A 15,379-nucleotide genomic window follows, 5' to 3' on the forward strand; every position below is an offset into this window, starting at 1 on the left:
GATATTTCCCCCGTATCGCCTCATTCGCTACCTGAAATGACGGACGAGCGAGGCAAGCGGTTGCCCTCTGGCCACGATTTCGTGACTCAGTTCACGCGGCGAACAGACGGCTACGGACACATGAACATACGTAGAAGGGCCTGGTTTTCGAGGATCACTCCTCGAAAACCAGGCCCTTCTCACGCGTTTCACACGGTGAGCTGCGGCCTTTTTACCGGACTCTTCATCCGGTGGGCGGCTGCGCCGACAGCGCGTCCGACAGTTCGTCCGCGCCAGGGGTACCGGCCGCGGCGGCCCGGGACTCCTGGCCGAGGTTGCGGGTGTCGGCCTTGAGCGTCAGGTTCGCCACCGCGGTGTTGAACTGCTCGATGGACGTCGGCTCGTCCGGGCCGAGCAGGTACTCCTTCAGCTCCTTGCGGTCCTCCGCCAGTGCGTCGGCGGCCGGGTCGCGGACCGCGTCCAGCAGTTCGCCCAGTTCGGCGGCGCTGTTGGAGAGGATCACCGCGGCGCGCACGGCGGTGTTCTGCCGCTTGAACTCCTCGGCGCCCAGCCCGGCGGAGTCGGTGACCGCGTACGGCTTGCCGCTCGCGATGAAGTCGGAGACCACGCTGGAGATGTCGGAGACCATCGCGTCGGAGACGTTGAAGCAGTCGTACAGGCGCGGCTCGGCGCCCGTGATGACGCGGTGCTCCCAGACGGGGAAGGAGCGCCAGTACGCGTCGTTCCACTCGCCCCGCAGCCGGGCGATCTCTTCATGCTTGGCGGTGTCGACCACGCCGTCACGCGTGGCCTCGGCCTCGTCGCCCCGGTCGCTCGCGGGGCCGGACAACTCGGCGAGGCGGGTCTCGATCCGGGCCAGTTCGGCCTTGGCCTTCGCCTGGTCGGCCGTGTCGACGGTGAAGCGGGCGTCGGCGGCACGCGCGGCGGCGGCCTTCTCGACCAAGGCGACGACGCGCCGGTGCGCGGCGGCGGCCTCCTTGCTGACGGTGCCGGTGAACGGGTGCGCCTTGTAGAGGACGCGGACCGGCGGGTCGGCCTTCACCAGCTTCTTCACGATGTTCTCGCCGGCGAGCACGAGCGAGGTGTTGCCCGGGTCGCCGTCCCATCCCTCCCAGGTGGGCGCGTACAGCACCGTCGGGCAGCGTCCGTCAGCGGCTTCGCCGCGGGGGTCCTCGGGCACGTCCTGTCGGCGCTGGATCGGCGCCAGCTGCGGTCGGCCCACCTCCACGATGTCCTCGTCACGGACGCCGACATCGGCTATGGCGTAGCGGTCGCGGCCCGCCCGCCCCGCGGTCCACACCTCGTCGTAGACCTTGCTGAACGGGTTGACGCTGGCGAGCTTGTCGCTGTCGCCGTGGCCGATGAAGACGTGCTTCATGGTGGGGACGCGCAGCAGGTGGATGTTCTTGCCGACGTTCGCCGCGTACAGCGCCACGCGCACGGTACTGAGGTCCATGTTCATCAGGTGCACACCGCCCGGCACGCAGATGACGGGGGCCGTGGTGGGCGCCAGGTTGGCCAGGATGACCCGCTCGCGCAGGATGACCAGCGGCTTGGAGTCGAGCTGCTCCATCGTCTCCAGCCACATGTTGACCTGGTACGCGGAGTCCTTGGAGCCCGAGAAGTACAGGACCGTCTCCGGCTTGTACTCCCGCAGCCAGTCGTCGACGGCCGCCAGCACCTTCTCGGCGGTCGGCGGGATCTTGTTGCCGCGGACGTACGGCATCAGCGCGAGGACGTACAGGCAGCCCAGGAACAGGGTGACACCGATGCCGATGAAGCCCGGCACGGACGACCCCACCTCGGCGGCGACCAGGAGGCCGACGACGGCCGCGAGGTCGAGGTGGAGCATCTTCTCGGCCGAGCGGTTCAGCAGCCCCTGCGGCGGCGCGTCCGGGATGCGGATGCGCGAGGCCAGGTCGACATTGCGGGTGGCGACCGGCATCCGGCGGCGGTTGCGGATCAGCGTGACCACGGCGCCGTGCGGGGCCTGGAGGCCGTAGAACGCGATGAAGCAGCCGATCGCGCCGTAGTAGATCAGGTTGTTCGCGAGGTCCAGCCGGGCCAGCAGCAGGATCAGCAGCAGCTCTCGGATCAGGAAACGGATCGAGAGGCCGGCTCTGACCTTGCTGAGCCTGTTGACCAGATAGCTGCCCTTGCGGTGCAGATAGTGGTCGGCCAGGTACGTCACGGCGGCCGCTGCCGCGAAGGCGTAGACGCTCGGAATGAGCGCGGCCACCATGATCGCCGGGAAGCCCAGCATCATGAGGACCGCCGCGGCCAGCTCGGACGCGCTGCCCACCCGGGCGACGCGAATGGCGGTGGATATCACGGAGAACCTGCTCTGGGAGGGTGAGTGCCGGTTTTGTTCTGAAGTGCGCAGGGTTTGTGGCAATTCGATGGGAATTCGTCGGGTGTACGGATTCAGGCCCCTGCGTTCACCCGGTCAATGCACTGCATTGACACCGGAAAGCAGAGGCCTGAATAACGGAAGACTAATTCCCGTCGATTATTACATGCCGCCCTGTCGGTCCAGCACCGAGGCCAGCGCCTGCTCGAAGCCGGAGGCCTTCGCCGCGCCCGCCGTCGGATCCTGCTGGCGGACGTCGATGACATGGCCGGTCAGCTCGGACAGCAGCACGTCCAGCGAGGTGCGGGCCACGGCCTCGGAGGAGAGCAGCGAACCCTCGGGCTCCTGGCCGAAGGCCTTGGTGCGCATGGGCGTCGCGGTGCGCTCCGGGTTGACGCAGTTGACTCGGATGCCGTCACCGGCCCACTCGTCGGACAGGGCCTGGGTGAGGTTCACCATGGCGGCCTTGGTCGAGGAGTAGAGGCTGTACTCGGCGCGGCCGCGGGTGTAGCTGCTGGAGGTGTACAGCAGCAGCTGGCCCTTGGTCTCCGCCAGGTACTTGTACGCGGAACGAGCGATCTGCACCGGGGCCAGGTAGTTGACCTTCAGCGCTTCCTCGATGGTCGCATTGTCGGTCTCGGCCAGCTTGCCGATGCGCAGCACGCCCGCGGTGTTGACGACGTAGTCGATCCGGCCGGTCTCCGCGTACGCCTTGGACAGCGCGTCGTCGACCTCCTCCGGGTTCTCCACGTGCGTGCCGGTGGTGGAGCGGCCCAGCGCGTACACCTTGGAGCCGTAGGACTCGGCGAGCTCGGCGATGTCCTTGCCGATGCCGTACGAGCCACCGAAGATCACGACCGTCTTGCCGGTCAGCAGCTCGCGGTAGGCCTCCTCGCTCACCTGCTCGGGCGCGGCGGTCGAGGCCAGCTGGAACAGCTTGTCCGCGATGAAGACGTCGACCGGCTGGGTGACCTTCATGTTGTACTCGTCGCCCGCGACGACGTGGATCGGCACGTCCGGCAGGTACTTCAGTACGACGGAGCAGTCGTCCGTGGCCTGGAAGTTCGGGTCACCGGCCGCGACCTCGTAGGCACGCTTGATGGTCGACAGCTTGAAGGCCTGCGGGGTCTGGCCGCGGCGCAGCCGGGAGCGGTCCGGGATCTCGGTGATGAACTCGCCGTCCTCGCCGTGCGTGCGGGTCACGATGATGGTGTCCGCGGACGGGATGGCGACGTCGACGGCCTGGTAGCGCTCCAGCGCGACCACGCAGTCGTCGATCACGCGCTGCGCCAGCAGGGGGCGTACGGCGTCGTGGAACAGGACGTTGAGGTCCTCGCCCTCGGCCAGGCCCTCGCCGAGGGCCTCGATGGCGCGCTCGGTGGTCTCGTTCCGGGTCGAACCGCCCTCGATGATCTTCTTGACCTTCTTGAACCCGGCCTTGGCGACGATCTTCTCGACGTCGGGTACGTATCCCGGCGCCATCAGCACGATGACGTCGTCGATCGAGTCGGCCTTCTCGAAGGTGGTCAGGGTGTGCTCGATGACTGCCTTGCCGGCGATCTTCAGCAGCTGCTTGGGGATCGAAAGACCCACACGCTGGCCGGTACCGCCGGCCAGGATCACTGCGGTGGTACGGGGCTTGGCTATGCGCTGGGACACAGAGGACCTACCTTGGGGCGACAGGGAACGCGGAAATGGTCCCACTTGCGGTTACCGCTGTGCAAGGTGAGCGCCGTTCGCTGCATATGTGCGCGCTACCTGTCATTCACCTGGCACTGCTGGTGACGGTGGGACCGCCTCCGTGAGCTCCCTCGGAATTGCTGTGAGTAACTGCACAGGGGTTCAGGGTTCAGTGCCGCCGCAGCTTCTTCGGGCAGCGGTGGCCGAGCACCTTCCCGGGTTCCACCGAAGACGTCCGGTGAACCGTGCGCTTCCTTGGCCACCTGGGCGGCCGCCCCGGGAGCGGTGCGTGGCTCGCGGGGTCCCGAGGACCCGTACGCCCGTATGGGCGATGGGGCCAATCATCTCGCCGCCGATCCCGACGACGGCCTCGACGGCGGTGTCGGGCTGCACGCGTTCTTCATATACGTGACCGTGCCGTTGCAAACGAGCCTGGAATGCAGCCCGTCCGGCAGTCCATTACCCCGGAATTTCCCCATGGGATTCCGCAGCATTTCAGTCTCGGCACGCGCGAGAGCACCGTGGGACTCCGGTGAGTCCCACGGTGCTGATGAGTCCCACGGTGTTTGCGCGGACCGTCAGACCACCCGCACGCCGGGCTCGCCCGATTCCACCCGCAGCCGCGCCAGCGTGCTCGCCGTGGCCGTCTGCTGCCGGACCGTGTCCACCACCCTCACCTGGGCGTCGATGCCGTCGCGGTCGATGTCGAAGAGGTGGTAGCCGCGGTGGGCGTCGATCAGCTTCCAGTGCGGGTTGTCCGGCATCCGCGGGTCCCACTCGGCGTGGAAGGCGGCCTGGTCCTGGTCGCCGTTGCTGGAGATGGACGTACCGACGAACTCGGCGCCGACGACGTCGGAGTCCGGGTCGTCGTAGTCGGCTTTGAGGTCGCTGATCATCGTGAGGTGGCGGTCGCCGCTGAGCACGACCGGGTTGCGGATGTCGGCGAACTCCTCCAGCAGGGCGTTGCGTTCGACCTGGTAGCCGTCCCAGGCGTCGTAGTACCAGAGCTTGCCCTCGCCGATCTGGAGGTCGGTCTCGGCCATCATTATCTGCGAGGCGATCAGGTTCCAGCGGGCCGGCGAGTCCTGCAGCCCGTCCAGGAGCCACTCCTTCTGCTCGGCGCCGAGCATGGTGAGCGACGGGTTCTCGGCGGCCGTCTGGCTGGTCACCTGGTCGCTGCGGAACTGCCGGGTGTCCAGGACGTTCAGGCGGACGAGGCGGCCGAACTCCAGCCGCCGGTACATCTGGATGTGGGGGCCGTTCGGGATCGCGGAGGCACGGACCGGCATGTGCTCGTAGTACGCCTGGAAGGCCGCGGTCAGCCGGGCCACGAACGCGTCGTGCGGCTGCTTGTCGGGGTCCTGCGGGATCTCGCCGGCCCAGTCGTTGTCGACCTCGTGGTCGTCGAAGGTGACCACCCAGGGCGTGGTCGCGTGCACCGCGGCGAGATCGGGGTCGGTCTTGTACTGCGCGTACCGGTTGCGGTACTGCTCCAGGGTGAACGGCTCCCCCGTGCCCTCGTGCCTGCGCACGGCCGTGGCCGACGGCGTGGACTCGTAGATGTAGTCGCCGACGAACAGGACGAAGTCGGGGTCCTGGGCGAGCATGTCGGCGTACGGCGTGAAGTAGCCGTGCTGCCAGTTCTGGCAGGAGGCGAGAGCGACGCGCAGCGAGCCGCCCCTGCTGTGCGGGTGCGGGGCGGTGCGGGTGCGGCCGGTGGGCGAGATCTGGCCGCTCGTGCGGAAGCGGTACCAGTACGAGCGGCCCGGGCGCAGACCCCGTACGTCCACGTGAACGCTGTGTCCGTACTCGGGCCGGGCCTCGGCGACGCCCCGGCGCACGGGCTTTCTGAACCGGTCGTCCTCCGCGAGCTCCCACTCCACCGGGACCACGCTGTCGGGCATGCCTCCGCCGTTCAGGGGGTCGGGGGCGAGCCGGGTCCACAGCACGATGCCGTCGGGCAGCGGGTCACCGGAGGCGATGCCGAGGCTGAACACTCCGTCGGGCAGGGTGGCTTCTGCCGCACGGGCGGTGCCGGGCAGCCAGAGCTGGGCGGCCGCGGCGGCGCCGAGGACGGCGGCACCGGCGGTCAGAAAGCGGCGTCGGTCGGACGAGATTGCTCCGGTCATCGCGAACTCCCCTGTCTCGCAAGCCTCTTGGACACGTGAAAGCTCACGTAGCCGGGCGGTCCACCCGCTGAACGGAGGCCTTCGCGTGCATGACAAATAGGCAGACAACAGAAGACCCGTTGCGACACGGGAACAACACGACCAACGTATTTTGCCGCAACGGGCCTTACATGCCCTCAATTGACACTGGGCAGGGGGCTGTTCAGTGAGCGAAGTTCAAGCCGAGTTCGGTGTCGACTCCCGTGACGGCGATCGCCACCCCGAGCTCGGCGCGTGACCTCAGCGGGTGAACTCGCCGCCGAGCAGGGCGAGTTCGGGGTCCGTGCCGAGGGCCCTGGCACCGAAGGAGACGGAGCCGGTGGTGGTGACGCCGGAGGCAGTGGAACGGAAACCCCATACCGAACCGGCATTCGCGTTCTCACCGGGCGCACCGACCACCAGATCCGCACGGCGGTCGTCGTCGGCGTCGAGAAGGGTGACCGCCTCGCCGAAGCGGTCGGCGCGCTCCGCGCTGCCGGGGACGCCCGCCGTGTTCTGGCTGAACACCTTCGTACCGGCACCGGTCGGCCCCGACGCGCTGCCGGGAACGACGGCGACCGTGCCGGCGTCCCGTATCCCGGAGAAGCCCTCACCGGGGATGCCGACCGCGATGTCGGCGTAACCGTCGCCGTTCACGTCACCGACCGCGACGTCCGTGCCGAAGAGATCGCCGAACTCCGCCGCCCCCGGCACACCGGGCGTGTCCTGGTCGATGGTGCGCGGGTCGGAGGTCCGCGGCCCCTGTGCCGTACCCGGCACGACGCCGATCCGCTCGCCGTACTCGCTCGGGTCGGGCGTGCCTTCGCCGGAGTATGCGACCCGGGGCCGGCCGAAGACGAGATCGTCCCGCCCGTCGCCGTTGACGTCACCGAGCGCGATGCTCTGGCCCCCCTCGATCTCCCGCCCCTCGCCGTCCTTCAGACGCACCGGCGAGGCGAGCCCGTTCCGGGTGCCGTGCAGATAGAAGAGGGTGTGCCCGACGTTCTGGTCGCCCGGGTCGTCGAAGTCGAACGGCCCGGTCAGCACGACCACGTCGCTGATGCCGTCCCCGTCGACGTCCCCGGTCGCCACGTCCAGCACCTGCACATCGGCGTCGGTGAACGCGATCCCCTGGCTGCGGGCGGGCACTCCGGTACGGCTGAACGGCCCCGACTCCAGCGACGAGGGCCCCGCCAGGTCGGCGTGCCCGTCCCCGTCGAAGTCACCGGCGACGACGCGCGCGGAACCGTCGGTGAGGGCGCCCGGCAGAAGCGTCCCGCCAAAGAGCCCGCTCTTCCCGCCCCACAGCACGGTCACACTGCCGTGCCGGGCCGCCCCGCCCTGCGTCCACTGCTCCCCCGCCGCCGGGACCACGAGGTCGGTGTAGCCGTCGCCGTCCAGATCTCCGGCCGTGAGATGGGCACCGAAGTGGTCACCCGCCTCGGGGATGCCGGGCACACCCGGGGTCGCCTGTGTGAAGACCTTCTTGCTCGCGAGGTTCAGCCCATGAGCCGACCCGTACACCACGGCCACATAACCGGCGGCCTTCTTACCGCCGACCGCGGCGGCCGGCGCCCCGGTGGCGAGGTCCTCGTACCCGTCACCGTTGAAGTCCTGCCGGACGCTCTTCGCCGCGGCGGGCTGCGCATGGGCGAGCGGCGAGGCGACGGCCGTCCCGGCGAGCAGCGCGAGAGCTACCACGACTGCACGCCGCGATCTGGGCACAACAACGGACTGGGACACGTCGACTCCGGGAATCTGAAGGGCAGTTGACGGCGGTGGAGATCCAAGATCCTCATCCGCGTTGCCCAGTACGACTCACCGTGAGTCAAAGGGGTTGCCCTGATACACCCCGCAATTTCCCCCGCCGTTAACCATTTCAGCCCGTCCGGCTTTGAGGACGAGGCCGTTCAGGCCGACAGCGCGGGCCTGGGGGCGGCAGCCCCCAGGCGGCACCAACCCGCCGCGCGCCTACTCCCCGAACGGTTCGAAGCCGCCGTACTCCCGGAGGGCCTCGTCCCGCTCCGCCTCCCGGTCCCGGCGCCGCTGCGCCGCAGGCCTGGGCGCCTCGAACCGGTGGTCCTCACCACGACGGCCCAGCATCTCCGCCCCGGCCATCACCGACGGCTCCCAGTCGAAGACGACGGCGTTCTCCTCGGGTCCGATGGCGACGCCGTCGCCCGACCGGGCGCCCGCCTTCATCAGCTCCTCCTCCACACCGAGGCGGTTGAGGCGGTCCGCGAGATATCCGACGGCCTCGTCGTTGTTGAAGTCGGTCTGCCGCACCCAGCGCTCGGGCTTCTCACCCCGCACCCGGTACAGCCCGTCCTCCTCGCGCGTCACCGTGAAGCCGGCGTCGTCGACGGCCTTGGGCCGGATGACGATCCGCGTCGCCTCCTCCTTCGGCTTCGCGGCGCGCGCCTTCGCCACGATGTCGGCCAGCGCGAACGACAGTTCCTTCAGCCCGAGATGGGCCACCGCCGACACCTCGAAGACCTGGTACCCACGCGCCTCCAGATCCGGCCGCACCATCTCGGCGAGGTCCTTGCCGTCCGGTACGTCGATCTTGTTCAGTACGACGATCCGCGGCCGCCGGTCGAGCCCGCCGTACTGCTTCAGCTCCTCCTCGATGACATCGAGGTCGGAGACGGGATCCCGCTCGGACTCCAGCGTCGCCGTGTCCAGCACGTGCACCAGCACACTGCACCGCTCGACGTGCCGCAGGAACTCCAGCCCCAGCCCCTTGCCCTGGCTGGCACCGGGGATCAGCCCCGGCACGTCCGCGATGGTGTACACGGTCGAACCGGCCGTCACCACACCCAGGTTGGGGACGAGGGTGGTGAACGGATAGTCGGCGATCTTCGGCTTGGCCGCCGACAGCACCGAGATCAGCGAGGACTTGCCGGCGCTCGGGTACCCCACCAGCGCCACGTCCGCGACCGTCTTCAGCTCCAGGACGATGTCCTGCAGATCGCCGGGGACACCGAGCAGCGCGAAGCCGGGCGCCTTGCGCCGGGCCGAGGCGAGCGCCGCGTTGCCGAGCCCGCCGCGACCGCCCTGCGCGGCGACGTACGAGGTGCCGTGTCCGACCAGGTCGGCGAGCACATTGCCCGCCTTGTCGAGGACGACGGTGCCGTCCGGCACGGGCAGCACGAGGTCCTGGCCGTCCTTGCCCGACCGGTTGCCACCCTCACCGGGCTTGCCGTTGGTGGCCTTGCGGTGCGGGGAGTGGTGGTAGTCGAGAAGAGTCGTCACGGACTGGTCGACGGTGAGGATCACATCGCCGCCGCGCCCGCCGTTGCCGCCGTCGGGTCCGCCGAGCGGCTTGAACTTCTCACGGTGGACGGAGGCACAGCCGTGACCTCCGTTACCCGCGGCGACATGCAGTTCGACGCGGTCCACGAAGGTGGTCATGGTTCTGTGCCTCCAGAAAAGTACGGGTGTTACCTATGTCAACACGCGAAAGGCGGACCCGCCTTCCCACCAGGGAAGTGAGGTCCGCCTCGCGCAAAGCTTCCGATCAGGGCCTGATTCAGGCGACCGGAACGATGTTCACGACCTTGCGGCCACGGTGGGTACCGAACTCCACCGCACCGGGCAGCAGCGCGAACAGCGTGTCGTCGCCGCCACGGCCGACGCCCGCGCCGGGGTGGAAGTGGGTGCCGCGCTGGCGGACGATGATCTCACCCGCGTTGACGACCTGACCGCCGAAGCGCTTCACGCCGAGCCGCTGGGCATTCGAGTCGCGACCGTTCCGAGTGGACGATGCGCCCTTCTTGTGTGCCATCTCTCCTCAGTCCCTTACTTCGCAGCCGTGGGGATCTCAGTGACCTTGATCGCCGTGTACTGCTGGCGGTGGCCCTGACGACGGCGGTAGCCGGTCTTGTTCTTGTAGCGAAGGATGTCGATCTTGACGCCCTTGTGGTGGTCCACGACCTCGGCCTGGACCTTGATGCCGGCCAGCACCCACGGGTCGCTGGTCACAGCGTCGCCGTCGACAACGAGCAGGGTCGAGAGCTCGACCGTGTCGCCAACCTTGGCAGTGGAAATCTTGTCAACCTCAACGATGTCGCCGACAGCAACCTTGTGCTGGCGACCACCGCTGCGCACGATGGCGTACACGCGGATCTCACTCTCTCGCTCGGGAACGGCACCCCCGCAGTCCAGCCACCCGACACGGGCAGCCTCTCCGGAGCACCCAGTGCCCTGGAGGAATGAGGTTTACGGGGATGTGGCGCGTCCATATCCAAGGACACGCCGACGGTCAAGGTTACGGGGCCGTGGCCGGAGGGGTCAAACCGGGCCGGGCCCCACACGCGTGCGGCCGGTCACAGGGACCGGCCGCACAGCGCACTGCTCAGCTCTCGTCGGCAGCGGCCGAGACCGCGGTCTTCTTCGCCGTCGACTTGGCAGCGGCCGTCTTGGCGGTCTTCGCCGCCTTCTTGGCCGTGACCTTCTTCGCCGCCGTCTTCTTGGCGGCGGTCTTCTTGGTGGCGGCCTTCTTCGCGGTGGCCTTCTTGGCCGTCTTGCGGGCAGCCGTCTTCTTGGCCGGAGCGGCCTCTTCGGCGCTCTCCTCCGCGGCCGCCGGCTCCTCCGCACCAGACGGGACGACCACGACGGCCGTCTCCTCGGACGCGGTCGGCGCGGTCTCCTTGCGCACGGCACGGCGCCGCGGGCGGGCCGGAGCGGCGCTCTCGACCGGTGCCTCGGGCTCCGCGACGGCCTCCGCCTCCACCGCCGGCGCGGCCTCCGCGACCGGCGCGGTCTCGGCGACCGTCACCACGGTGGCCTCGGCCCCCGCGGGCGAGCCGGCCGGCGCGGACACCTTGCGGGTCGCACGGCGGCGCGTACGCCCCTTGGGCGCGGCCTCCTCGACGGCCGGAGCCTCGGCGGGGGCGGCCTGGACGACCGCGTCCTCCACGGCAGCGGGCTCGGCCAGCGCCTCGGCGGCGGGCTCCGGCTGCACCGGACGCTCCACCTCTTCCTCGGCGGTCACGTCCTGAGCGGTCGGCGCCTCGGCCTGCTCGTACCGCGGTGCCTCACGTCGGGCCGCACCCGCCGGGGCGGACGCCCGACGGCTCGCCCGGCGCCGCGAACGGCCACGGCCGACCGCGGCCTCCGCCTCGGCGACGCTGCTGTATAGCTCCTCGTCCGGCGCGAAGGCGGGCGCGGAGAGCGCGACCGGCTCGGCGACCTCGGCGGCGACCTCGGCCTCGGTCTCCTCGGCCTCCGGAGCCTCGACGGCCACCGCGGCCTCGTGCACGTGCTCGTGCCCGTCGCCGCCGCGCCCGCGCTTCTTGCGCTTGCCGCCGCCACCCGCGGAGGTCGGCTGCTCCATGTGCACGATGACACCGCGGCCGTTGCAGTGGACACAGGTCTCGGAGAAGGACTCCAGCAGACCCTGGCCGACGCGCTTGCGGGTCATCTGGACCAGGCCCAGCGAGGTGACCTCGGCGACCTGGTGCTTCGTACGGTCCCGGCCCAGGCACTCCAGCAGGCGCCGCAGCACCAGGTCCCGGTTGGACTCCAGCACCATGTCGATGAAGTCGATGACGATGATGCCGCCGAGGTCGCGCAGCCGCAGCTGACGGACGATCTCCTCGGCCGCCTCCAGGTTGTTCCTGGTGACGGTCTCCTCGAGGTTGCCGCCCTGGCCGGTGAACTTGCCGGTGTTGACGTCGACGACGACCATCGCCTCGGTCCGGTCGATCACCAGCGAACCGCCGCTGGGCAGCCAGACCTTGCGGTCCAGGGCCTTGGCGAGCTGCTCGTCGATCCGGTACGTGGCGAAGACGTCGACCTCGGACGTCCACTTCGACAGCCGGTCGGCCAGGTCGGGCGCGACGTGCGAGACGTAGCCGTGGATGGTCTCCCACGCGTCGTCGCCGCTGACCACGACCTTGGTGAAGTCCTCGTTGAAGATGTCGCGGACGACCCGGACGGTCATGTCCGGCTCGCCGTACAGCAGCGTCGGGGCGTTGCCGTTCTTCGACTTCTTCTGGATGTCCTCCCACTGCGCCTGCAGTCGCTCGACATCGCGGCGCAGCTCGTCCTCCGAAGCGCCCTCCGCGGCCGTACGGACGATGACGCCCGCGTCCTCGGGGACGATCTTCTTGAGGATGGTCTTCAGCCGGGCCCGCTCGGTGTCGGGCAGCTTGCGGCTGATGCCGGTCATCGAGCCCTCGGGGACGTACACGAGGTAGCGACCCGGGAGGGAGACCTGGCTGGTCAGACGGGCACCCTTGTGCCCGATCGGGTCCTTGGTGACCTGGACGAGCACGGACTGCCCGGACTTCAGGGCGGACTCGATGCGGCGCGGCCCGTTGGCCATGCCGAGCGCCTCGAAGTTGACCTCACCGGCGTACAGGACGGCGTTGCGGCCCTTGCCGATGTCGATGAAGGCGGCCTCCATCGACGGCAGCACGTTCTGGACCTTGCCCAGGTAGACGTTGCCGACGTACGAGGTGGCCTGCTCCTTGTTGACGTAGTGCTCGACGAGCACGCCGTCCTCCAGGACGCCGATCTGCGTGCGCTCGCCGTACTGGCGCACGACCATCACGCGCTCGACGGCCTCGCGGCGGGCCAGGAACTCGGCCTCGGTGATGATCGGGACACGGCGACGGCCCTGCTCACGGCCCTCGCGGCGGCGCTGCTTCTTGGCCTCCAGACGCGTGGAGCCCTTGATGGACTGCACCTCGTCGGACGGCTCGGCCTTCGGGCGGGGCTCTCGGACCTTGACGACGGTGCGCTCCGGGTCGCCCTCGCCGGGCTCGTTGTCCACGGAGGTGTCACCGGCACGACGACGACGGCGACGGCGACGACGGCTGCTGGAGCTGGAACCGCCGCTCTCGCCGGCCTCGTCCTCCTCGTCGTCCTCGACCTGCTCGGCGGTGTCCGCAGCGTCCTCATCGGCCCGCGCGGCCTGTACGGCGGCGAGTTCGTCGGACTCCTCCGACTCGTCCTCACCGGCGGACTCGGCGGACTCACCACGACGACGGCGGCGGCCGCCACGGCGACGACGGCGGCGCGAACCGGTCTCCTCGGACTCGTCGCCCTCGGCGGCGTCCTCGGCCGACTCCTCGGCTTCCTCCGCCTCGTCCTCCACGGCCGTCTCGACGGCCTGCGGCTCGGCCTCCTCGCCGAACGCGGCACCCCGGCGACGGCGGCGACGACGCGCCCCGGCCTGCTCCTCGGGGAGCTCCTCCGGCTCGGCGGTCTCGGCCTCGGCGGCCGCTTCGGCGGCGGCCCGCTGCGGCGTCTGGAACTGCGGCTCGGTGAACACGGGCGCCTGGAACACGGCGACGGCAGGCCGGGCCGGCCGCCGCGGACCCTCGTCCTCGACGCTCTCGGCACCCTCGACGGCACCGGCGGTCTGCGCGGGCGCGGCGAACCCGGTGGCGGCCTTACGGGCGGCCCGGCGACGCGTACGCCGCGGTGCGCCGTCCTCCTCGGTCTGCTCGGCAGCCGGAGCGGTGACGGGCTCTTCCACAGCGGGCGCCTCTTCGGCGGCGGTGGTCTCCTCGACCGGCGTGGACACGCGACGCGTGGCACGACGGCGCGTACGGCGCGGGGCGGCGTCCTCGGCCGGCTCGACGGCCTCGGCGGCAGGCGCCTCGGCCACGGCGGGCTCCTCGGCGTCCTCGGCAGCGGTCGCCTCGACGGTGACGGGCGCCGCGCCGGGCGCCGACACCCGGCGCGTGGCACGACGACGGGTTCGGCGCGGAGCGGCGTCCTCGTCGGACTCGACGACCGCCTCGGCCGGGGCCTCGGCGACGGCCGCGCTCTCCGGCTCCTCGACCGCAGCAGCAGCGGGCACCACGGTCTCGGCCGCCTCGGCGGCAGCGGGCGCCCCGGCAGGCGCGGACACACGACGGGTCGCACGACGACGCGTACGCCCGGCGGGCGCGGCCTCCTCGGCAACCGAAGGTGCCTCGGCGGCCTCTTCGGACTCCTCGACCTCAGCGACCTCTTCGGCCTCGTCGGCCTTCTTTTCGTCGTCGCTGTCGGCCGGTATGGCCGGCGCGACGATCTCCTCCGGGGTTTCGGAGGCGGCCGCGGCGGGGGGACCCGCCGGGCGCGAAGCAGCTCGGCGCCGACGACGCGGCGGCAAGGTGTCGCTGGGGGTGTTCAGTTCGGAACCCTCGGTGGGTTCGGTCGGTTCGAGCATGCGGGCATTTCTCCCGTCAGGCTCCCGGGCGCCGCGCCTGGTCCGGCGTTGATGCCGGTGACGTCCGCGGCTCGCGCGATGCGCGGTGCCGCCGTCCGGGGCGCGGGCGCCGCACGGGAGCTCTCTGTGTCCTGTCTCGCCGGTTCCGTACACCGAATGCGTACGGCCTGGCGAAAGTCTTCTGTGTCGGTGCGCTGCCCGACCCAGGTGGCTCCCGAGTACGAGGGCGGCGCTTCGACGTCCGTCCTTCGCGGGACCTTCCTTACGCCGACGCCTTCGCGGCGGCAGCGGAATCGGCCGTGGATCGGGCCGTCGCTGCCTCGCGGTCGGGCGCGAGCGGGTCGGTCACCGTGCCGGTCTCTTCATCGAACAGCCCCTGCGCCAGCCTGGTCACCGCTGCGGGGACCGGCGGCGCCAGGTCGGCCACGGCGCGGAGACCGGACAGGACGTCGTCGGGTCGTACGGCAGGCGTCACGTGCCGAACAACCAGCCGCAGTATCGCACAGGGCTGGTCGGTCGGCCTATCAGCCGGATCACTATGCGTTTCAAGATGTACGACCGCGGGGCGGGCGTCGAAGGTCCGGACGCCGTTCTTCGTCATGCGCTGGACCTCGACGGCCTCGGCGGTGTTGAAGGCCTGGGTGGCCCGCTCCGCCTCGGCCGGGTCCACGCCGTCCAGCCGCAGCTCCCACACGGAGGCCGTGAGCCGGTCGGCGAGGCCGGAGGTCCGGGCCTCGACCGCGTCGACGACGTCCAGCCCGGCGGGCAACGACTCGTCGAGCAGGATCCTCAACTTCTCCGGATCCCGCGCCTCGGTGAGGGCGATCTCCAGATACTCCGCCTCACTGCCCGTGCCGGTGGGTGCGGCATTGGCATACGACACCTTCGGATGCGGCGTGAACCCCGCCGAGTACGCCATCGGCACCTCGGCGCGGCGCAGCGCACGCTCGAAGGCGCGCTGGAAGTCACGGTGGCTGGTGAACCGGAGGCGGCCGCGCTTGGTGTAGCGCAGTCGGATGCGCTGCACCGCGGGTG

The 15,379-nt window shown here is 70.2% G+C and carries 9 protein-coding genes; all 9 read right to left on the reverse strand.

Annotated features, from left to right (window positions below; all coding sequences use genetic code 11):
* Positions 1–223: 223 nt before the first annotated feature.
* The 9 genes from ACWDAG_RS26140 to ACWDAG_RS26180 all read right to left on the reverse strand — a co-directional run bounded on the left by ACWDAG_RS26140 (position 224) and on the right by ACWDAG_RS26180 (position 15,371).
* Positions 224–2,332, reverse strand: coding sequence for a hypothetical protein (locus tag ACWDAG_RS26140; RefSeq protein WP_450697993.1), 2,109 nt, complete (start codon positions 2,330–2,332; stop codon positions 224–226).
* A 180-nt stretch (positions 2,333–2,512) separates the two neighbouring features.
* The gene (locus ACWDAG_RS26145; protein WP_450697994.1) at positions 2,513–4,009 is read right to left on the reverse strand and encodes a D-ribitol-5-phosphate cytidylyltransferase; all 1,497 of its coding nucleotides are present in this window, start codon (positions 4,007–4,009) and stop codon (positions 2,513–2,515) included.
* 599 nt (positions 4,010–4,608) lie between these two features.
* The gene (locus ACWDAG_RS26150) at positions 4,609–6,159 is read right to left on the reverse strand and encodes an alkaline phosphatase D family protein (RefSeq protein ID WP_450697995.1); all 1,551 of its coding nucleotides are present in this window, start codon (positions 6,157–6,159) and stop codon (positions 4,609–4,611) included.
* A gap of 279 nt (positions 6,160–6,438) precedes the next feature.
* Positions 6,439–7,878 carry a VCBS repeat-containing protein gene (locus ACWDAG_RS26155; RefSeq protein WP_450697996.1) on the reverse strand — a complete coding sequence of 480 codons (1,440 nt, stop codon included), beginning with the start codon at positions 7,876–7,878 and terminating at the stop codon, positions 6,439–6,441.
* 270 nt (positions 7,879–8,148) lie between these two features.
* Entirely contained in the window at positions 8,149–9,591 is a 1,443-nt protein-coding gene (gene obgE / locus ACWDAG_RS26160; RefSeq protein WP_450697997.1) for a GTPase ObgE, read from the reverse strand.
* 118 nt (positions 9,592–9,709) lie between these two features.
* Complete coding sequence (gene rpmA, locus ACWDAG_RS26165) at positions 9,710–9,964, reverse strand: 50S ribosomal protein L27 (protein WP_099928854.1); 255 nt, start codon at positions 9,962–9,964, stop codon at positions 9,710–9,712.
* 14 nt (positions 9,965–9,978) lie between these two features.
* A complete protein-coding gene (rplU, locus tag ACWDAG_RS26170; RefSeq protein ID WP_099928855.1) occupies positions 9,979–10,299 on the reverse strand; it encodes a 50S ribosomal protein L21 in 321 nt (106 codons plus the stop codon).
* A gap of 235 nt (positions 10,300–10,534) precedes the next feature.
* A complete protein-coding gene (locus tag ACWDAG_RS26175; protein WP_450697998.1) occupies positions 10,535–14,344 on the reverse strand; it encodes an Rne/Rng family ribonuclease in 3,810 nt (1,269 codons plus the stop codon).
* Positions 14,345–14,606: 262 nt separating this feature from the next.
* Entirely contained in the window at positions 14,607–15,371 is a 765-nt protein-coding gene (locus tag ACWDAG_RS26180) for a TIGR03936 family radical SAM-associated protein (protein WP_450697999.1), read from the reverse strand.
* Positions 15,372–15,379 lie beyond the last annotated feature (8 nt).

The sequence above is a fragment of the Streptomyces sp. NPDC001157 genome (genome assembly GCF_053598255.1).